Source organism: Haladaptatus sp. AB618 (assembly GCF_024136965.1).
Classification (GTDB): Archaea; Halobacteriota; Halobacteria; order Halobacteriales; family Haladaptataceae; genus Haladaptatus.
In genome coordinates, this window is the sequence record NZ_JAMYJX010000012.1 from 21,797 (window position 1) to 42,285 (window position 20,489).

A 20,489-nucleotide genomic window follows, 5' to 3' on the forward strand; every position below is an offset into this window, starting at 1 on the left:
TCAAACATAAAACGCACTCTTTGTTAGCTCGTGTTCGAACCGATTTTTTCCAACATTAGATGGAGACCTGCCGAGTGATATTATTCACACTTCACGAGCGTTCGCTGGTCGGTAATATTCGAGAACGTCACTTGGCGTGTCATGGATACAAAGAGCTGGAGCGGTGGTTAGTTCGGCAGTTCCTTCCGGCCTGTTCGCACGCATGGCCAACACGGGAAGCCACCGAGCCCGTCGCAGTCACAGTCTTCGGGTTCGGAGTCGTCCTGTCGTCGATGGGTGGCCATCTACTGGTGGTTTATGGGGTTTTCGTGAGTCTCATTGGTGACCTCAACCATTCCCAACCACGAATGCTCGTTCTTTATCATGATGGAGTGTCGATCGGTTAGCCTCCGGGGAGCGTCCGAACGACGCCAGTGGTTTCGAGTATCATCCAGCAGAGAAAGAGGGCGTAGCCGACGAGCAAGCTGTATGCCTCTGGCGTGGTCAATTCCATCGCCGTTCGGAGGAACGAAAACAGGATTACAGTCGCGACGACCAGCACTCCCATCATTGGAACGGCGAGCGCGAAATCGACCGGTGCTGCTCCGGCAATAAGTACACCTGCCGGGATTGCCACCAGCAGGTCGAAAGTATTGCTACCGAGTACGTTCGCGAGGCTGGTGACATCCTCGTCTCTGCGGGCGGCCTGCACGCTGACAAATGCATCAGGAAGACTCGTCGCCGCGGCGAGTATCGTCAATCCCCACAGGAACGGTGGTGTTCCAAACGCCTCACCGAAGGTGAGTGCGGCCCGGACGAGCCCCTCCACGGCGATGACAATAACGATGAGACTCATGATGAGACGGATCCACTCTTGACCCACACGAATACTCGTCACCTGAGGGACGCCGTACTCTCGAGAATCGAGATATTGAATGAAGACGTAGAGTCCGTAGAGACCGACCAACGGAAGAACGAGGAGCCGTGTCACCTCCCCGGTAAGGTCGCCCCCACCGAGTGGATTGTAGATAACCGCCAATGCAAAGATCAGGAGGAGTGACGCCACGGCCAGCATGTAAAAGAGCGCCTCTTTGTAGACGACATCTCGGCTTGAGGTATACCGGTCGGTGACTAATCCGCTCACCCCAGGGATTACGAGAATATTGAAGATTGCTGACCCGACGATGGCACCGACTCCGAGGTCGAACGCTCCGTGCAGCAGCGTCGAAAGGACGGTGCTCGATAGCTCCGGGAAACTCGAACCGATGGCAGTGATGATTGCCCCCTGCACGATGGCGGGTAAACCGTAGTACGCGGCCAACTGTTCGCTTGCATCTTCGAGCCACCCACTCCCTTTCCAAACGACAGCGGTGGCGACGATGGCAACCAGCGTGGACCAAAGCAGCCCTTCCATCGTCTATCCATCAACAGCAACGATTATCAAACGATACCAAATTTTGGATGTCACTATGAGATCCTCCTGTCCACCACGATGACCTGTGGCAGGGAAATATTAGGAATATTGTCTACCGGCCAGCTTGGGACGTGCCAAGAACAAAGTCTGTCCCTGGCAAAGTGTAGATGAACTACGCAGCACGGAGAATCCGAGAACGATCGTCCTATCGAAGCGATTATCATGAATCCGATTACAAAAGGAAAGATTACATTCGAAATCTGGCGTGCCAGGCGAGCGACTCGCTCGCAAATCGATCTACAACAACAACGACGGCTGGAGAACATACTGTCGTTCGTCCGGCGACAGTCACGGTTCTACAAGCAACACTTTGCGGATATCCCTGACGAAGTTACCAACCTCGAAGCGTTTCCACCGGTAACGAAGTCGGTGCTGATGGAGAATTTCGACGACGTGGTCACGGACACCGCCGTGACGAAAGCCGAAATCGACGAGTTCGTCGCCGATGAAGCGACGATCGGAACGCGTTTTCTCGATCGGTATCCGGTCTGGGTAACGTCTGGGACAACCGGCGAACCGGGTATCTTCGTTCAGGATGAGACCGCACTAACCATCCTCAACGTCGTCCCGGATCGGTGGACACTACCGGTATTACTTGGCGTCGAGCAGTTCAGCCGAATCGTCAAGAACGGTGCTCGAGGTGCAGAGATTGCAGTCACCGGTGGTCATTTCGCTGGTGCGTCTGGAGTCGCGCTAATGCGCCGTGAGTCCACGTTCTACCGAAATCGCATTGAAATGTTATCGCCAATGCAGCCGATGTCTGATCTCATAGACAAACTCAATCGATACCAGCCAGCCTTCCTCGTTGGCTACTCGACCGTCCTCGTTGAACTGGCGCAAGCCCAACGAGATGGTCGCCTCGACCTCAATCCGGTATTCATTGCCCCGACTGCGGAGCCAATCTCGGGTCCAGAAAAACAGGAACTTGTACGGGCATTCGATTGTGCGGTGCGTGAGATCTACGGTGCCACGGAGTTCTTCCCGATTGCGGTCGAGTGTGAACATGGAAACCTCCACGCTAATACTGACTGGGTGGTTCTCGAGCCAGTTGATGAGGAGTATCAACCGGTCGAATTCGGTGAGCCTTCCGAAACCGTGCTGATAACGAACCTAGCAAACCGAATTCAACCGCTCGTCCGATACGACCTCGGTGACAGCATCACGATGTACGAGGAGCGCTGCCCATGTGGGAGTGCGTTCCCCATCATCGAAGTCGAAGGACGGCAAGGGGATGTTCTCCGGTTCGAAACCAATGATGGAGAAGAAATTCCGATTTTTCCACTCGCACTCTCCAGTGTTGTTGAGGAAGTGTCGGGAGTACATCGAACGCAAATCGTTCGTACAGCCCCCGACACACTCCAGGTTCGCATTGAGGGTACTTCTGATATGACCGAGCGAGACGTCTGGGAGCAAGTCGAGCAGAACCTTCACTCGTTTCTTCGGAACCAGGGAATCAGTGGAGTGGCCATCGAAGCCGCATCAGAGGCACCACAACGGAATACACGAAGTGGGAAATTCCGTCACGTTTGGTCCGAACTGGAGCGCTAGACCACGTTTTTCGGAGATCAACTGTATCGAGATATATCAGTCGAGCCGTTCGACCGTTTCATTGGTTCCGTCCACTCGGACATGGTTGCCCATTCCAAGTTCAGTCGTCGCTCTGTTGACTCGAGACATGGTTTTGATCTATCGCACTCGGAGCAGTGGTGTACACAGCTATCCGCTAATCGGGGGGATAAGAAACGTAGACACAAAAGAAATTGATTGATAGTGAATGAATACGAGGTTAGTTCGGTAGTTCCTTCCGTCCCGTTCGTACGCACGGCCAGCACGGGAAGCCGTCAAGACCGTCGCAGTCACAGTCTTCGGGTTTGGTCTCGCTGTCGTCCTCGGAGGGAAAAACGTCAAGCGTTCCGTCGTCGGTTGCGGTTTCGACGACGGCCATGTGTTTGCAGTAGGCGTTGCGGTGGACGTGATGCGGGCAGGTACAGTCCATTAGTTCGTCGGTCACATCGTCGATGGCAACTGTGTACTGGTGGTCTGTGGGGTTCTCGTGGCTCTCGTTGGTGACTTCGACGAGTCCGGGGGCATCGACGTCGAAGGCGAATTGTTCGGCCTGTGCGCGGTTCTGTGCCGTCTCGTCAGCTTCAAGTTCACTAGGCGATTTCGTTGACATGGTCTTCTGGGTAGCATTACGGAAGACCGGTGCCGGGTGTTAGAGCACCCGGCGCGTTTCTACACACGCCCGAGGGCACCGTTCTTCCTTACCAATTGCTACTCCAGACGTTCATGCCCAATAGCAGACGCATCTGATCAAGTAAGCTTGCTATAGATAAATTTTTATTTCATTCCAATATTGGTTTCTACTGATGCGAGCTCGACTCATCGCTATCTTCAGTTTGATTCTCCTGACCACTGGGGCAGTTGCTCCAGTTACAGCAAATACAGGCACGAGTAGGACTGTCCACTCGGCGAATACGATGTGCTCATTCCCGATCACCGTCACCGATGCAACCGGGACACAAATCACCATCACGCAGGAGCCACAGCGGGTCGTCACGCTCAATCCAAGCGCTGCGCAAATGATGTGGGAAATCGGTGGAAAGTCCAAGGTCGTCGGCGCCTCCCAGTATGCAGCCTATCTCGATGGAGCAAGTTCGCGCACGAACATCTCTGGCTCCGGGAACGCGTACGTCAGCGAAGAGAAAGTAGTCAAACTCAAGCCAGACTTAGTCTTGGCACCAGACACAGTTCCGAACAGTACCGTTCAGAAACTCCGTCAGGCGAACGTAATCGTCTACCGGTACCGAGCGGCTGCGTCAATGACCGACATCAAGAACCAGACCCGACTCACGGGCAAGCTCACGGGTGAGTGTTCAGGCGCTCGACAGGCTGCCTCACAAATGCAATCTCGACTCGCAACGATTCACCATGCGGTTAACGGGACGAACCGACCGCGCGTCCTCTACACGTTCTTTGGGTACACCGCAGGTAAGGGAACGTTCATCAACCAAATCATTACAACGGCGGGTGGAGACAACGTCGCCGCCGACGCCGGCATCTCAGGATACAAGAAGATCAGTAAGGAGACGATTGTCAACCAGAACCCACAGTGGATCATCCGAAACGACCAACAGCCGACCGTTCCACACACCCCGGCCTACAATAGTACCGGTGCGGTGAAGCACGGAAATGTTATCGTTCTAAATCGCAACTACATCAGTCAGCCCGCTCCACGAGTTATCCAACCGATTACGAAGCTTGCGAAGAAGCTTCACCCCGATGCGTATGCGGCGACAAACGTGTCGACAACGCTTGCTGGACCCAACACGACACAGACTGGCAATGCGAATACATCAACGTCGACCACCAGTACGTCGGAATCTGAGCAGGAGACGACTTCGACGAGCAATCCTGGCTTCGGGGTCGGAATCGCGCTCGTTGGAATCGTAGGCACTCTCATTGTCATCGCGATGAGGAGAAACACGTAATGACCGTAGCACCCGCGAGCACAGTCGGAATAAGACTACAACCGAGGATACGACGAGGATGATCACGTCATTCGACCTCTTCGGGACGCTCGTTGAGGCACCGCGGCCGCAGAATCCAGCGTCCGCGATTGCAGCGGCGCTCGAAGCCCGCGACGTTCCAATTCCCGACGACTGGCCAGACGCCTTTAGCGAGTACCACCTCGACCTGCCCGAGGGCGCTGAACTCTCGCTTCCCGAGCATACAGAAGCCGCACTTGCCAGCCGCGGTATCAACCCAAACAATCAGAATCCTCTTACTGGTGTCACCAGCGATCTCGTCGCTCGAGCCGTATTCGATGCCTTTGATCCAAGACCTGTGACAACTCGCGAGAGTGCAATTGCCGCCGTGGACGTAGCGTCCGAGCGTGGCGATGTGGCGATACTTTCGAACTGCACAGTTCCGAATCTCGTATCCCGCACACTCGAACAGTCGACACTCGACGAGGCACACTTCGACGCAGTCGTGAGCAGTGTCGAGTGCGGTTGGCGTAAGCCCGACCCGCACGCGTTCGAAGCTGTCACGGATCGGCTCGACGGCTCGCTCGACGAACTCGTCCACGTTGGTGACGATCCACAAGCCGATGGGGGCGCCGACGCAGTAGGCGCCACGAGCGTACTCGTCTCGGAGACGCCACTGACCGATCTCCCCGCCGTTCTGGAGGGCCTGCGATGACGCTCACCCCAGTCGTCGCGGTTCTCTTAGCGTTCATACTTGACGAAACAATTGCTGAACCGCCGGTGTGCCTTCATCCGGTCGCGTGGTTCGGCCGCGTCGTCGGTGCGTGCGATCGATCCTGGCGGTATCCGCGTCTCACCGGTGTTCTCATTGCCTGCGTGTTTCCCTTTACGGCAGCCATAGTCGCAGGTGTGACGATCACGTTCCTCAGCCAAATCGCACCGACAGAAAACGTCGTTTCGATCGTCTTCCTCGGGTGCGTAGCAGGGATGTGGCTCTTTGCGACCACGAGTCGTCGGATGCTTCTTGATGTCGCTCACGGCGTCCTCGACGACATCGAGACGGATCCAGGACGAGCGCGAAACTCGATTCGGGCACTCGTCGGCCGCGACACAACGAACCTCTCTCCGGCAGAACTCCGGAGCGGCGCGGTCGAGAGCGCCGCCGAAAATCTCGCGGACGGCCTCGTCGCACCGCTGCTCGCGTTCATGGTCGCCGCCCAGTTTTCACTTTCAATGGCTGTTGCGGCAGCCGTTTGGGTGAAGGCTGTAAACACGCTCGACTCGATGCTTGGCTACCCCGCAAAGCCTCATGGGACCGCCAGTGCCCGACTCGACGACCTCGTCATGTGGCTCCCTGCTCGCGTAAGCGCGGTTCTACTCTCCATCGCCGCAGGCGACCTCACCGCACCGACCCGCGCCGCGCGGTGGGTGGATGCACCTCCGTCGCCGAACTCGGGTTGGCCGATGGCGACTCTCGCAACCATCCTCAATGTTCGCCTCACGAAGCCTGGTGTTTACACGCTGAACTTGGATGCCGATTTGCCGGCGGACGAGCGGGCGAAACGCAGTGTCCGAACCGTTGACCGTGCAGCTCTCGTCGCGTTCGGTTTCGCAGGGGTGGTCACGTGGTTCTGACCGCCTTCCGGGGTGCTGTGGGATTTCTTTCGCGAGCACCCGTCGGCCAGGACAAAGACTCGTGGAACGCATTCCGTTCGACACCGACCTCCTTCCCTCTCGCTGGCTACCCGATCGGGCTCGTTCTCGCACTCCCGTTCGTTCTCCCGATTAGTGGGCCATTCACCGCGTTCGCATTTGTTACATTGATATACATCGTCACTGGAATCCCACACGCAGACGCGATTGCAGACCTCGGCGACGCCGCGGTCGTTCACGGCCCCCCTGACGAGCGACAGACCGTCATGCAGGATACGACAGTCGGCGTTGGCGCCGTCCTCGCACTCGGACTCGTCCTCCTTGGCCTATGGACGGTAGGACTCCAACTCTCGAGTCTTACGTTAGGAGTGCTCGGCCTCGTCGTGACAGCCGAAGTCGGTGCAAAGCTCGCAATGGCAACTATCGCTTGTCTCGGGACGCCCGCTCATGAGGGTCTCGGCTCAGCTGTCGCCGACGACCACGGTCCTCGCTCGCTCGTACTCCCAATCGTCGCTGCACTTCCAGCGGCCGCCTTCACGTGGCCGAATCCGGCTGCCGCCATCGGCCTCGTCGGGGCGTTCGCCGCTGCGCTCGTCATGCTCGCGTGGGCATCCCGGCGGCTCGGCGGCGTGAGCGGGGACGTCATGGGCGGTGCGAACGAGCTTGCGCGGCTGGCCGCACTCCTCACGGGGGTGATCGTGTGGACGCACTCCTGATGTGCGGTGGTCGCGGAACTCGCCTCGATACTGACCGTGAGAAACCACTCTTTGAGGTCGGTGATTATCCCCTCATAGGTCACGTCCTCGAAGCGCTGGAGAGCAGCCAGGTCGAGAGCGTCCACACCGCCATCAGTCCGGACACGCCCGAAACGACAGACTATCTCAAATTGAGAGATGTTGACCTCATCGAAACCCCCGGCGAAGGTTACGTCTCGGACTTGCGCACCGCGCTGGAACGGCTCTCTCCTCCCGTACTCACGGTCGCTTCGGATCTCCCGCTTCTTTCCGGGGACGCCGTCAATCGTGTCTTGAATCAGTACAACGGTACTGCCGCTGTCCAGGTCTGCGTTCCGGCCACGCTCAAGCACCAACTCGGCGTGAGCGCGGACACAACGTACAATTCCGCTGGTCGTGAGGTCGCACCGGCTGGCATCAACATCGTCACCAACACTGACACTGAAACCATGTTCCTGACATACAACACTCGATACGCAATCAACGTGAATCGTCTCAAAGATGCCACCATCGCGGAGACCCTGCGATGAAGTTCGTTCTCGTCGCGGGCACGACTGAAACTGCGACTATCGACGGCATCAGCGCCGCCGGTGAGAACCCGGCGCTGATGGCGCACACACCGTGCGCAGACGCGGAACTTGTTGCCTATGGACAGCCGGTTTTCGCGCCAATCGTCCCGGTCAGCCCCGATGGTTGTCCGACACCCGGACTCGTAACCCGTGCGGTCCGGGATCATGTGGACTTCGAGTTTGTCGTTGCGAACGCTGGCCTCACAGCCCGCACCGCCGCACCATCCGTCACTATCGGTGAATCCCCCGGAGCGGATATTCGCGAATCGGATCCCGTCCCGAACGCTCGCGAACTCTACAAGACGGCACGTGAGTATGCAGTCGGGATACCGGACGACGAACTCGTAATCGCTGAAAGCATCCCGGGTGGGACGACGACCGCGATGGGCGTCCTCCGGGCACTCGGCGAAGATTACAGCATCTCCTCATCACTCCCGGCGAATCCGCTCGACCTCAAACGAGAGGTCGTCTCGGATGCGCTCGACGCAAGCAACCTCGAGCCGGGCGACCTCTCTGGCCAGCCGGTTGAAGCCGTCCGACGGATGGGCGATCCGACACTCGCCGTCTCGATGGGACTTCTCGACGGCGCCCTCAACCGCGGTGGCGACGTGACGCTCGCAGGTGGCACGCAGATGCTCGCCGCGGCGACGCTCGCCCGACACGCGGAACTGACGGAGTCGTTCGACGTCGCGACTACCTCGTTCGTCGCCGACGATGACAGCGTCGACATCCACGCGACCGCGAACAGCCTCGACGTCGAGTTGCACATTACCGACCCCGAGTTCGAGGAGGGCGTGCACGTCGCAATGGACCATTACCTCGCGGGTGTCGCGAAGGAAGGCGTCGGCATGGGCGGCGCACTCTACCTCGCGGCAGAAGCAAACGTCCCGATGGATGCGGTTCGCCAACGGCTAATCGAACGGTACGACAACCTTGTGGGGGACAATGGACCCTGACGCGATTCGTGCCGTGAAGCGCGTGTCCCACGGGAGCAGTGACGATCCTCACATCCTCGATTTCAGCGCGAACACGAACCCGCTGATCCCCGACGGCGTCACGGATGTCTACATGAGCGCCCTGCACGACGCGCGCACGTATCCACCAGAGCCACCCACCGCGTATCGTGCAGCCGCAGCAGACTTCGCCGGGTGTGAAGCCGATCAAGTGGTTCCGACGCCTGGAGGACTCGCCGCCATCCGACTCGCTATCGAGACGACGGTCCAGCCTAGCGACTCGGTCCTGGTCCCCGCACCAAGTTTCGCAGAGTACACACGGGAAGTCCGACTTCAAGGCGCTGACCCAGTCTTCGTCACGCACGACGCCATTCCCGACACCGACCCGAGTGAGTACGCGCTCGCAATCGTTTGCAACCCGAACAACCCGACCGGCGAATGCTACGATGCAGAGCGCCTCCGATCATTCGCCGCGTCCTGCCGCGAGGCGGGGACGCCGCTCCTCGTTGATGAGGCGTTCCTCGGATTCACGGACCAGCCGTCGCTCGCAGGAACACCGGGCGTCGTGGTCGCGCGCTCGCTCACGAAACTCTTCGGCCTCCCTGGCCTACGGGCGGGATTCGCCGTCGCGACCGGGACACTCCTCGATGAGCTTGTGGCTGCGCGGCGGACGTGGAACGTGGGTCGGCCCGCTCTCGATGTCGGGACTTACTGCCTCGAACGGGAGGAATTCGTCTCCGAGACACGCCAGCGTGTCGCCGAAGAACGTGAACGGATGCGAGACACTCTCTCGGGGCACTACGAAGTACATGCGTCTGATGCACCCTTCCTTCTCCTCGACGTTGGTGGTAGAAACATCGCCGCGCTCGTCGAGGCCGTACGCGAACGAGGTATCGCGATTCGGGATGCAACGACGTTTCGCGGGCTCGATTCGCACATTCGCGTCGCCGTTCGTCTCTCCAAGGAGAACGATCGCTTGCTGGAGGTACTCGAAGATGTTTGATGCGACCGTCACGGATGGCGTCCTCCAGGTAACGCAGCCAGGCGCTCGCTGGCTATCTTCCGGATGGGACGGTGGGTTCCACGACACGGACGTCGCATACAATATCTCGGTTCCCGAGGGCTGGGAGCGAACGGACCTCACTGAGTACGTCGGGGAACGCCGAAAGCGAGCGGGATTCGTATCGTCGGGTCCTGCCCTTTTGACAGGTGTCGATCTTGGGCATCTCCAGGGCGCTCGGGACCGCTCGGTCGTTGTGTACGCGACGGCAGGCGTCTCGAATCCGGCTGCACTCCCGATGAATCCGGTTAAACGGCGGAGAAACGGGTCGATGGACGGCGATAATGGTGTGTCCGATTCTCCGGTCGGTACCGTCAACGTGATCGTCGGGACGACGCACGCGCTCTCGGAAGGTGCTCTCACGAATCTCCTCGGGGTCGTCGTGGAAGCGAAGACCGCGACGCTCCTCGCGGAAACCGGATTCACAGGGACCACGACCGACGCGGTCATCGCCGGGACGGTGACGTCGGGAGAGGAGACGACGTTCACGGGAAGCGCGACTGCGATTGGCGCATCGACGCGTGTCTGTGTTCGTGAGGCCGTTCAGGCGAGTCTCACCTCGCGATACGCGGACCGCGAACTCCCTGCGTCCGTCGACGACGCGAAATACGGGACAATCACGGACCGGCGAGCGGAGGTGTTCACGCCGTGAGAGGCATCGTGCTTGCAGGGACGGCCTCGGGTGTGGGAAAGACGGTAGCGACGCTCGCTGTCTGCCGCGCCCTAGAGAACGCTGGCTACGAGGTCCAACCCGCGAAGGCGGGCCCGGACTTCATCGACCCAAGTCACCATGTCGCTGTCACCGGAACACCATCGCGGACGCTCGACGTCTGGCTCGAAGGAGAGGTCGGCGTCCTCCGGAACTACCATCGTGGCGATGGGGATGTCTGCGTTATCGAGGGCGTGATGGGCCTCTACGATGGCACGGTCGCCAGTACCGCGGACGTCGCGGCCGCGCTCGACCTTCCCGTCGTCCTCGTGGTCGACGCGAGCGCGGGGATGGAGAGCGTCGCCGCGACCGCGCTCGGCTTCCGCGAGTACGCCGCGCACGATGGATCCGACGTGGACGTGGTCGGCGTACTCCTTCAGCGCGCACACGGTGGCCGCCACGAAGCCGGAATCCGCGACGCCCTCCCTGACAGTATGGAGTACCTCGGGCGGATTCCGCCGCTCCCCGACCTCGAAATACCCGAGCGCCACCTCGGCCTCGAGATGGGCGACGAATCGTCCGTTGATTCTAATGTGCTCGACGAAGCCGCCGAATCGATCCCCGTCCAACGCCTACTCGATGACGCTCGTGAACCACCTGCAATCGAGTCGACTCCTCGGCAACCGACACACGAGAAGACGGTCGCTGTCGCCCGCGACGACGCGTTCCGCTTCATCTATCCGGCAGTACTCGAAACACTCGGCGACCGAGTGCGCATCGAGACGTTCGCCCCGACGACAGGTGATGACCTCCCCGCGTGCGACGGCGTCTACCTTCCAGGAGGGTATCCGGAACTCCATGCGGACGCGCTCGCCGACTCACCAGCCCTCAACACGCTCCGTGAACGCGCGACGGACGACCTTCCCGTCCTCGGCGAGTGTGGTGGGTTGATGGCGCTCACCGAGTCGCTCACGACGACCGACGGAGAGACGTACGAGATGGCAGGAATTCTCCCCGCGGATGTCCGGATGCACGAGCGGTATCAGGCGCTTGACCACGTCGAGTTACGTGCACGGAGCGATACGCTAACGGCCGACGTGGGGGAGACGCGGCGCGGCCACGAATTCCACTACTCGAGCGCCGACGTCGCAGCTGACGCCCAGTTCGCGTTCGACGTCACTCGCGGGAGCGGCATCACGGATAATGCCGATGGGCTCACCGAATACGCGACACTCGGCACATACTGCCACTGCCACGCCGAGAGCGGTGCGTTCGAGTCGTTAATCGACCAACTGTAACTATGACTGAGAAAGAAACTCAAACAGACGAGAGCCGACGAGAAGAACAGCTTCGACACACACCTGGTAAGGGCCGAACGCCGACGCCTCGCGGTATCGAGCCGAGCGTGCCGGAGGAGTTCGGGTTCGTGCAGGTTTGGTGGGGCGATGGGAAAGGGAAGACGACCGCTGCGATGGGGATGGGGTTCCGGGCTGCGGGCCACGGCTACCGCGTCCACATGCTCCAATTCATGAAGGGTGGCGCGTCGAGCGTCGAGGACGTCCGCGGCGAATACAATGCCATCGATGCATTTCCCGGCTATACGTACGAGAACTCGGGTCACTTCGGCTGGCACGGTTTCATGGACGGCTCGAACGACGACGAGCACGCCGCTCGCGCCCGCGGCGGGCTGCATCGCGCGCACGAACTCGAAGAGGCCGCCCAGGACGTGGACGGCCCGCTCCCACTCGACGGCGACGCGGACGACGGCATCCACATGCTCATCCTCGACGAGGTCCTCTACGCCGTCGCGCAGGGCCTCCTCGACGAACAGGACGTCGTCGATCTCGTCGAATCGAAGCCCGAGAGTCTCGAACTCGTGTTGACGGGAAGTCATGAGAAGCCAGACTACGTCTACGAATACGCCGACCTCGTAACGCAGGTCCGAAAGGAGAAACACCCGATCGACGCGGGTCAGCGCGCCAGGAAAGGCACCGAGTACTGATGACGGAAACACTTCTCGTCGCGGGAACGGCGAGTCACGTCGGCAAGAGCACGGTCAGTGCTGGGCTCTGTCGCCTCCTCGCAAACCAAGGGGTTTCGGTCGCGCCGTTCAAGGCGCAGAATATGAGCAATAACGCGCAGGTTGTCTCGACGCCGGACGGCGACTGGGGAGAGATCGGCGTTTCCCAATACACGCAGGCCCGCGCTGCCAGAATCACACCGACGACGGACGCCAATCCCGTTCTCTTGAAGCCGCGCGGTGACGGTGAGAGCCAGCTCATCATTCACGGGAAGGCCGTCGGGCACTTTGCAGCCAGCGACTACTATGAGGGGTACTGGGAATGGGCCCGTGAGTCCGCAACCGAAGCGTACGAGCGGCTCGCGGCTGATTACGACGTTGTCGTTGCCGAGGGTGCAGGGAGCATTGCAGAAATCAACCTCCATGATCACGACCTCGCTAACCTCGAGACGGCGCGCTTCGCCGACGCCTCGATACTGCTTCTCGTCGATATCGAGCGTGGTGGGGCGTTTGCGAGCCTCTACGGCACGCTCGAACTGCTCCCCGACGACATCCGAGAACGGGTCGTCGGCGCAGCCATAACGAAGTTTCGAGGCGATCCCAGTTTGCTTGAGGAAGGCATCGAGGCGATAGAATCACGAATCGGCGTACCGATACTAGGCGTCCTTCCTTATGACGATCCGGGACTTCCCGAGGAGGACAGCCTCTCTCTCCCCGACGTGAATGAGGTATTCACGATGGGTGACGAGGACGGAGTTCCTGACGAGCGGACCGTCACCGTCGCCGTCCCTCGACTCCCACATATTTCGAACGTTACCGATTTCGAGCCGCTCGCAGACGAGCTCGGCCTTCGCGTTCGGTATGTTCCCCTCAACGGCGTTCTGTCCGATGTAGACGCGGTCATCCTCCCCGGCACCAAGAACACCGTGGACGACCTGCGTGCGCTTTACGAGACAGGATTCGACCAGGAGATTCGGACGTTCCTCGGGCCGATCATCGGACTCTGTGGCGGTTATCAGATGCTTGGGCAGGCGATCACGAATGCGTCACTCGAAAGTACCGAGGAGATAGACTATGTCGAAGGACTTGGTCTGCTCCCTGTCACCACCACCTTCGAGACGGAGAAACGACTCGAACGAGTTTCTGTTCCCGTCGATGGTATGGGTCCAATTGCGGAAGCGTCGGGCACTGTGGAGGGGTACGAGATACATATGGGAAAGACCAGTCTGGCGGACGGAGAACTGAATGAGAGTTCGATACCGCGCCCAATTGGCGACCAAAGCATTGTGACTGACGGAGTTCTAGGGACGTATCTCCACGGACTCTTCGAGAACGAAAACGTTCGAACAGCCCTCGTCACCCATCTCTTTGAACGGGCTGACATTCCTCATCCGAATCACAGTGAGAATCGAGAAGACCCCTTCGAGAAGGCTGCTTCAATTCTCGAAGGCAGCCTCGATACCTCCGCTCTAGGCGTTTACTCGTCAACACGATGAGGATGTCTGAGAATGGATCACACATCGTCTGGGCTTAGTAGATAGGCAACGCGACCGATAGCCTCGAACCGTTTGAAATCTACAAACCGCTCGCGTACGACGAGCTCAATGGCAAAGTCAGTGAGCGAGACAGCCTGCTCTATTACTTCCAGAAGCTCGGGTACGAGAGTGCCAAAGCAAAGCTCTCGCAGTACAATGAGGATATTTATTTTTCCGATGCCCGACAGCGAATCTATTCACTAGTAGAAACGAAGCTCAGCGAGTGAGAAACTGTAAGCGATGACTACGAATCATTAACCACGAGTAGGTCGTCTTTCATGAGTTCCCACTGCTGATCGTACTCCATGATGTAGGCAACCTCTGTGATGAACTCCTCGTCGTATCCAAACCGAGAGAGGAGATGAAAGCCCATCTCAATCCCGGACGAGATGCCCCCAGCAGTCATTATTCGACCGGTGTCAACAACTCGGTGCTCATCGATATCGGTATCTGGAGCGATTTCGGCGAGTCGTTCGATAGGTACTGTTTCTTCGCTCGGGTCGCCGTGTTTTCGATTGGTGGCTTTCCGGTCATCGAGGAGCCCGATTTTACCATAGATCCATGAGCCGGTGCAGACGCTCACCAGAAGCGTCTCGTCTGGGAGGTCTTGAATGAATTCGTGAAGGCGCTTGTTATGCATCTCTCGTCGAGTACCGATCCCACCGGGAATGAGGAATGCATCCATCGTCGGGTTCTGATCAAGGGAGTAGCGTGGTGTGACACGCATGTTCGCCGTCGTTTTGACCGAGCTTGTGCTGTCCCCGATCAGAAAGACTTCTAATTCAGGATCCATTCGCTGGGCAACGGCAAAAACGCCGACGGGAGCGGTGAAGTCAACGACTTCGACGCCATCGAACACGTAAATGCCAAGTCGTTTCCTCATCTCCATGGTACTTAGTGACATACAGTAGGAATAGTAGAGTCAGAGTATTGGACGTGTTGTTGGTCAGTATCACTACAGAACTCGGTGGATTCAAGTAAAAAGACTGAAGCGGTGGTTAGTTCGGCAGTTCCTTTCGTCCCGTTTGTACGCATGGCCAGCACGGGAAACCACCGAGGCCCTCACAGTCGCAGTCACAGTCGCCCGGTTCGGCATCGTCGTTGTCCTCCGCTGGGAACGCGTCGATCATCCCGTCGTCGGTTGCGTTTTCGACGGCGGCCATGTGCTTGCAGAAGCCGTTCCGGTGGACGTGATGCGGGCACGTGCAGGCCATCAGTTCCTTGGTCACGTCGTCGATGGAGAGCGCATATTGGTGGTCTGTAGGAATCTCGCAACTCTCATTGGTGACGTCGATGAGTCTGGGGGCACCGAAGAAGTCGCTCAGAGTGTGATCTGCTTAGTTGTATTCAAAAATGCCTGTAAACCGGGCACGGGAGAGTTGAAATGGCGTTATTCGTGCAGCGCCGCTATCAGTCAATAAGATCGTTCAACAGCACTCGCCCCTCGACAACCGATGTTCGGTCCTCAACACCGACGGCTACCAAGACATCTCGAATAGCTTGTTCCGCAATCGTATCACTCACAAGTACCGCAACGTGAGCTGCATCTTCGACGACGTATTGATAGGCTAACCCGGCGAGAATAGTATCCGTTTTCTCAATCTCGTCTTCGGTGACATCATCTGCAGAGAGACTCAACATTCGTCTCCGCGTTTTGTCGACGACTTCCGGAACACGAGGAGTTGAGAAATCAATCCGACCCGGCTCTAACCATCCCGCATCTTGGGCTGCTCGCAATCGATCACGCTGATAGGCGTATGCATCGGGGTTTTCACCCAACTCTGTGGCGACCTGTTCAGGAACGGTGACGGTGAGGTTTCGCTGGCGAACGAATCGCTCGAACGCCTGGTATTTCTCGTTCGACGGCCCGCCCACCCATCGCGAACAGGACGCTACTGTCGATGATTGCGGTGCTGTCGCTCGGAATCTCCGCCCCTGGCATTATTCGGCCCGCTCCAGATAGGGATCGTAGTCAGCCGCCTCTTCGACGACATCCTGTAGCGCAGTGAAGACGGTCATTCCCTCGACGGGATGAACACCGAGTTTGGATGCCCCAGTCCGTTGTGTGAGCTCACCGTTCATCACCCGGAGCGTATAGTGGAGCGCCGCGGCCAGTTTCGCGATGCCCTGTCGCTCGATGAAGACACGAATGTCCTCCGTATCGTGCTGGCGGCCAATCGCGTCGATGAGGGTTGGTGTTGCAGTCACGTCGCCATGATCGGTCTCGATTTGGAGACGAATCGGCTCCACAGTGACCATTGTTGGGGTCTCATCGTCGTGGCGGGACAGCACACCCATCTCCTCGAGTTGCCCGATATATTTGTAGGTCGTCGAATGGGCCATGTCGAGATCCGTTTTGATAGTCTCGATTGCAACCGGCTCGCTCTGGAGAATGTAGATGTAGAGGCGGGCCAGTTGGGGTGTGTTCAGGAGTTCAGCAAAGGTGAGGAGGTCGTTGAACGTTTCCTCGGGGTAGGGCGTTTTCGCGATTCGATCGTCCGTCGACATCACAATACATGTTCTATGGATAGTGTACTAACTCTTCTCCCGAGGTGTGGACGGCATCAAAACAGTCCTACTTATTATTGTTTGTCTTACTATATTATTTTCAAACAGTTGCACAAAGCATATACCGAAGCCCAGAAGGGACCAGTTGTGGCGCGGTTATCTCTGACACCCTGAATCGGTCTCGCGTGGGTCTGGTGCTATCACTCCTGATCCATACTCCCCCTGCGCTCGCCACACCCTCCTTCCTACAACGGCGGCTCTCAATTAATCATAGATCAGTGCTTGCGTCTGTCGCCCTATGGGCAGTCAAACCGGGCGCGAGCTCTGCATGAAGGACTGACGTAGTTGTTGTATAAGTGTCGGGGTCGTTAAATAGAGAGTTGCATCCCGCAGCGATACACAGGCAAACAACGAAGATGAACATGAACCAACGGCGAGAGGTTCGCATTAGATTCAGTGTTGATGGTTTACCTGTGATTGGTGAAGACAAGATCACATCATGATTATTTGGATAAATAAATAGCCAACGATTAGAAATATTTTATCTCTTTTTGAAATAAAATACAGTAATATAGCAATTTTTATTATCGGAAATGAAGTGATGTGCTGTATGGTTGATGATGATAATACGGAAGCTGGTGTAGAGTTGGACACGCGACTCGAAGAAACGGAATCATTCGAACCACCGAAATCATTCGTTGAACAGGCCAACATTTCTGATCCAAGTATTTACGACGAGTTTGAGGAGAATTGGCCAAAGTGCTGGAGTCGAGCCGCTGATTTACTCGATTGGGATGAGAAATACGATACAATATTAGATGATAGCAAGGCACCATTTTATAAGTGGTTTACCGGTGGTTCGTTGAATGCCTCGTACAACTGTCTCGACCGACATCTGGGCAACCGGGGCAACGAGGTCGCCATTGAATGGATCGGTGAACTGGGGGAGACACGAACGTATACATACGAGGACCTTCACCGAGAGGTGAACGAATTCGCGGCAGCACTCCGGGAGATTGGGGTTGGCGAGGATGATGTCGTGACAATTTATCTACCAATAATCCCAGAACTCACGATCGCCATGCTGGCCTGTGCACGTATCGGGGCGCCCCATAGTGTTGTCTTCGCTGGGTTTTCGGCTGACGCATTAGCCACTCGAATAGAGAATGCAGGCTCTGAACATCTCATTACTTGCGACGGATACTACCGACGAGGCGATCCTCTTCAGCATAAAACGAAGGCCGATAAGGGCCTTTCACAGACTAATCACGATGTCGAAGAAGTAGTTGTAGTAGACCGACTTGGCGATGAGTACGATCACCCAATGGAGAATGGGGAGCATAAGTATGAGGACCTCATAAGCGAGCAGAAGGGAGCAGAAGTGAAACCCGTCCCTCGCGATTCTGAGGACATGCTGTTTCTGATGTATACTTCTGGTACGACGGGAGAACCAAAGGGGGTCAAACATACCACTGCGGGTTACCTGTCGTATGCATCGTGGACATCACACGCAGTCCTCGATATAAAGCCGGAAGACACCTATTGGTGTTCGGCTGATATTGGATGGATTACGGGCCATTCGTATATCGTATATGGACCACTTTCACTCGGGACGACCAGCGTATTATACGAGGGGACACCTGATTACCCGGATAAAGATCGATTTTGGGAGATTATTGAAGAGTATGAAATAGATATCCTCTATACGGCTCCAACGGCAATCCGGGCCTTTATGAAATGGGGTGAGCAGTACCCACGCAGTCATGACCTGTCCAGTTTGCGTCTACTTGGCACAGTTGGTGAGCCAATCAACCCACGTGCCTGGAAATGGTACTACAAGCATGTCGGCGATGAGAAGTGCCCTATCGTGGATACATGGTGGCAGACTGAGACGGGCGGCATGATGGTAACGACGCTGCCAGCAATTGAAACGATGAAACCAGGTAGTGCTGGACCACCGCTTCCCGGCATTGACGCCCAAATCGTGGATACCAAGGGTGAACCAGTTGGAATAGGGCAGGCGGGGTATCTCACAGTGCAGAAACCGTGGCCAGGGATGCTTCGTACCGTCTATAATAACGATGACCGGTACATCAGTGAATACTGGCAGGAGTACTCCGATCCAGATGCGGACAAGTGGGTGTACTTCCCAGAGGATGGAGCAAAGTTAGATGAAGACGATTATATCACTGTTATCGGCCGTGTAGATGATGTGCTCAATGTTTCCGGTCATCGCCTTGGAACCATGGAAATTGAGAGTGCTATCGTCGGTGTGGAAGGTATCGCGGAGGCAGCTGTCGTTGGTGGCGCTCACGAATTGAAGGGTGAAGCAGTTTATGCCTATGTCATCACTGAGGATTCCCACGATAGTGATGATGCAATGCATGATCGCATTGTGGCGGCCATCGAGGACACTATCGGGCCAATTGCACGACCTGAGGAGATACTATTCACGCCAGAACTTCCGAAAACACAATCCGGGAAAATCATGCGGCGCCTCCTTGAGGACGTTGCCAATGACGATGATCTCGGCGACACGTCCACCCTTCGCAATCCAGACGTTATCGAGGAGATTCAAGCGAAGAGAAAGAGTACCAAAGACTAATCTCAGAACAGGTAGTCCAATTTGTGCGATCTAGTGAGTGCCTACTGAAGAGTTGAGAATATACTCAAGGTGGTTGAGGAAAGCAGAGTTTCCGGTGGTGACTGCCCGATGGGTCGCAGATACCGTCGAGATGGAGCGACGGCCAGTGCGTCAACGACTCAAGGAGCTGCATGAGCAAGGTGAGTTGGAACGTGGAAAGTTGAGTCCGCGGGTTGTTATCTGGTGGATCCCAGAAGAGTAGTGGGAATATTAGCGTGCTTCACATGAGAACGATCATCCACCCGTTGTAGTGGGAGCCCTACTGATCGATTCGTCATGTCCCAGACCACAAAGTCTAATATGGCACTATCTTGTAGTATGGAATATGCCCGTGAATGAGGATGCGCAGCGTCGGATGAACAAGGACGTCCGAGAAAACTCTGCACTGTATGCAGCGCTCGCTGACGCTGACGACGACGAATAACTACCTCTTCTCGTAATCTAACACATCGTCAAAATAGCGCCGCCAGACGTCATAGAGCGGATCTTTCTGATAGATGTCTGCAAGAGTAATTGTCGGTAGTTCACCTCGAACAGTATGCGATTCGTCTCTCACTTGGCGAGTTCGTTCTGGATCCCAGTCACCTGGAGGGAGATCGTTTTCGGCCATATTCTCACGAAGGATAACGACACCCGTTCGGTGATTTGCGTCTGGGGAAAAGTGCTTACCGACAAACGCTTGCATCACAACGCACATTGGTCGTGGAGTGATTCGTCGTATGGAAATCGCTCAAGGAGCTTTTTGATATCGCCATTTCTCACGACCCAAATATCATGCCGAAGTCGATGATCAAGAAGTCCTTGTCCAACGCGATACTCCATCCCATTTTGTTCCAGGAAATGCGTATTTTGGAGCTTGATGTCCTCCGGATTGAGAAATGAGAGATCCTCGATCTTAGCTGGAGAATTGTCGGGGGACACAAGCTGTCTTTTGTTGGTATTGGTCAAAGAGCTTCCCCAGTAGCAGGGGAGAACAAAGGTTCGAGCCATCTGTTCTACCGACAGGAGATCTGTATCATCGTACCGACTACAAACTCGAAAGGAGAAGGTCTTTGTTGGGTGCGTAGTGATATCGGAGTGCCTTGGTAGCTCAGGCTGGCAGAGCAACTCCTTTGTAAGGAGTCGGTCGAGAGTTCAAATCTCTCCTGAGGCTTCTAACGGTTTTAGACAATAAGGAATAACAGTAGCTTCTGGAGGATTGTCTACAGTTAGTATGCGATATT

At 56.8% G+C, this 20,489-nt stretch carries 19 protein-coding genes and 1 tRNA gene; 14 read left to right on the top strand and 6 right to left on the bottom strand.

What is annotated here, in order from left to right; genetic code table 11:
• Nucleotides 1–382: 382 nt before the first annotated feature.
• Entirely contained in the window at nucleotides 383–1,393 is a 1,011-nt protein-coding gene (locus NKF26_RS22330; protein ID WP_253234896.1) for a sodium:calcium antiporter, read from the bottom strand.
• A gap of 222 nt (nucleotides 1,394–1,615) precedes the next feature.
• On the opposite strand from NKF26_RS22330, the gene NKF26_RS22335 reads away from it, so the two are divergent.
• Nucleotides 1,616–3,001 (top strand): phenylacetate--CoA ligase family protein, encoded by a 1,386-nt coding sequence (locus tag NKF26_RS22335; protein WP_253234897.1) that lies wholly within the window; start codon nucleotides 1,616–1,618, stop codon nucleotides 2,999–3,001.
• Between the two features lie 238 nt (nucleotides 3,002–3,239).
• On the opposite strand, the gene NKF26_RS22340 is transcribed toward NKF26_RS22335, so the two are convergent.
• The gene (locus NKF26_RS22340; protein ID WP_253234898.1) at nucleotides 3,240–3,629 is read right to left on the bottom strand and encodes an SWIM zinc finger family protein; all 390 of its coding nucleotides are present in this window, start codon (nucleotides 3,627–3,629) and stop codon (nucleotides 3,240–3,242) included.
• 193 nt (nucleotides 3,630–3,822) lie between these two features.
• On the opposite strand from NKF26_RS22340, the gene NKF26_RS22345 reads away from it, so the two are divergent.
• From NKF26_RS22345 to NKF26_RS22395, 11 genes are read left to right on the top strand one after another with little or no spacing between them, the layout of a single operon-like run.
• Nucleotides 3,823–4,944, top strand: coding sequence for a PGF-CTERM-anchored ABC transporter substrate-binding protein (locus NKF26_RS22345; RefSeq protein WP_253227546.1), 1,122 nt, complete (start codon nucleotides 3,823–3,825; stop codon nucleotides 4,942–4,944).
• A 58-nt stretch (nucleotides 4,945–5,002) separates the two neighbouring features.
• The gene (locus NKF26_RS22350; RefSeq protein ID WP_253234899.1) at nucleotides 5,003–5,656 is read left to right on the top strand and encodes an HAD family hydrolase; all 654 of its coding nucleotides are present in this window, start codon (nucleotides 5,003–5,005) and stop codon (nucleotides 5,654–5,656) included.
• Nucleotides 5,653–6,576: an adenosylcobinamide-phosphate synthase CbiB gene (gene cbiB / locus NKF26_RS22355; RefSeq protein ID WP_253234900.1), complete on the top strand. Its 924-nt coding sequence runs from the start codon at nucleotides 5,653–5,655 to the stop codon at nucleotides 6,574–6,576. Before NKF26_RS22350 ends, cbiB begins: the two co-directional genes overlap by 4 nt.
• A gap of 17 nt (nucleotides 6,577–6,593) precedes the next feature.
• The gene (gene cobS / locus NKF26_RS22360) at nucleotides 6,594–7,310 is read left to right on the top strand and encodes an adenosylcobinamide-GDP ribazoletransferase (protein ID WP_253227549.1); all 717 of its coding nucleotides are present in this window, start codon (nucleotides 6,594–6,596) and stop codon (nucleotides 7,308–7,310) included.
• Complete coding sequence (locus tag NKF26_RS22365) at nucleotides 7,310–7,858, top strand: NTP transferase domain-containing protein (RefSeq protein ID WP_253227581.1); 549 nt, start codon at nucleotides 7,310–7,312, stop codon at nucleotides 7,856–7,858. The genes cobS and NKF26_RS22365 overlap by 1 nt, the downstream gene beginning before the upstream one ends.
• The gene (gene cobT / locus NKF26_RS22370; RefSeq protein WP_253227550.1) at nucleotides 7,855–8,853 is read left to right on the top strand and encodes a nicotinate mononucleotide-dependent phosphoribosyltransferase CobT; all 999 of its coding nucleotides are present in this window, start codon (nucleotides 7,855–7,857) and stop codon (nucleotides 8,851–8,853) included. Before NKF26_RS22365 ends, cobT begins: the two co-directional genes overlap by 4 nt.
• Entirely contained in the window at nucleotides 8,843–9,853 is a 1,011-nt protein-coding gene (gene cobD, locus NKF26_RS22375) for a threonine-phosphate decarboxylase CobD (RefSeq protein WP_253234901.1), read from the top strand. Before cobT ends, cobD begins: the two co-directional genes overlap by 11 nt.
• Complete coding sequence (locus tag NKF26_RS22380) at nucleotides 9,846–10,562, top strand: adenosylcobinamide amidohydrolase (RefSeq protein ID WP_253227552.1); 717 nt, start codon at nucleotides 9,846–9,848, stop codon at nucleotides 10,560–10,562. The genes cobD and NKF26_RS22380 overlap by 8 nt, the downstream gene beginning before the upstream one ends.
• Nucleotides 10,559–11,857 (top strand): cobyrinic acid a,c-diamide synthase, encoded by a 1,299-nt coding sequence (locus tag NKF26_RS22385; RefSeq protein ID WP_253227553.1) that lies wholly within the window; start codon nucleotides 10,559–10,561, stop codon nucleotides 11,855–11,857. Before NKF26_RS22380 ends, NKF26_RS22385 begins: the two co-directional genes overlap by 4 nt.
• 2 nt (nucleotides 11,858–11,859) lie before the next feature.
• Entirely contained in the window at nucleotides 11,860–12,561 is a 702-nt protein-coding gene (locus NKF26_RS22390) for a cob(I)yrinic acid a,c-diamide adenosyltransferase (RefSeq protein ID WP_253234902.1), read from the top strand.
• Entirely contained in the window at nucleotides 12,561–14,075 is a 1,515-nt protein-coding gene (locus NKF26_RS22395; RefSeq protein WP_253227555.1) for a cobyric acid synthase, read from the top strand. Before NKF26_RS22390 ends, NKF26_RS22395 begins: the two co-directional genes overlap by 1 nt.
• Nucleotides 14,076–14,358: 283 nt before the next feature.
• Here NKF26_RS22395 and NKF26_RS22400 read toward each other — a convergent pair whose 3' ends face one another.
• The 4 genes from NKF26_RS22400 to NKF26_RS22415 all read right to left on the bottom strand — a co-directional run bounded on the left by NKF26_RS22400 (nucleotide 14,359) and on the right by NKF26_RS22415 (nucleotide 16,622).
• Nucleotides 14,359–15,018 (bottom strand): DJ-1/PfpI family protein, encoded by a 660-nt coding sequence (locus NKF26_RS22400; RefSeq protein ID WP_253227556.1) that lies wholly within the window; start codon nucleotides 15,016–15,018, stop codon nucleotides 14,359–14,361.
• A gap of 94 nt (nucleotides 15,019–15,112) precedes the next feature.
• Nucleotides 15,113–15,343: an SWIM zinc finger family protein gene (locus tag NKF26_RS22405; protein WP_253227557.1), complete on the bottom strand. Its 231-nt coding sequence runs from the start codon at nucleotides 15,341–15,343 to the stop codon at nucleotides 15,113–15,115.
• Nucleotides 15,344–15,524: 181 nt separating this feature from the next.
• Nucleotides 15,525–15,989, bottom strand: a complete 465-nt coding sequence (locus tag NKF26_RS22410; RefSeq protein WP_253227558.1) for a hypothetical protein — start codon at nucleotides 15,987–15,989, stop codon at nucleotides 15,525–15,527.
• A 66-nt stretch (nucleotides 15,990–16,055) separates the two neighbouring features.
• Nucleotides 16,056–16,622 (bottom strand): transcriptional regulator TrmB, encoded by a 567-nt coding sequence (locus NKF26_RS22415; protein ID WP_253227559.1) that lies wholly within the window; start codon nucleotides 16,620–16,622, stop codon nucleotides 16,056–16,058.
• A gap of 610 nt (nucleotides 16,623–17,232) precedes the next feature.
• On the opposite strand from NKF26_RS22415, the gene acs reads away from it, so the two are divergent.
• Both acs and NKF26_RS22425 read left to right on the top strand, forming a co-directional pair.
• Nucleotides 17,233–19,227 carry an acetate--CoA ligase gene (acs, locus tag NKF26_RS22420; protein WP_253227560.1) on the top strand — a complete coding sequence of 665 codons (1,995 nt, stop codon included), beginning with the start codon at nucleotides 17,233–17,235 and terminating at the stop codon, nucleotides 19,225–19,227.
• A 1,118-nt stretch (nucleotides 19,228–20,345) separates the two neighbouring features.
• Nucleotides 20,346–20,419 (top strand) — tRNA-Thr (locus tag NKF26_RS22425).
• Nucleotides 20,420–20,489: the final 70 nt, after the last annotated feature.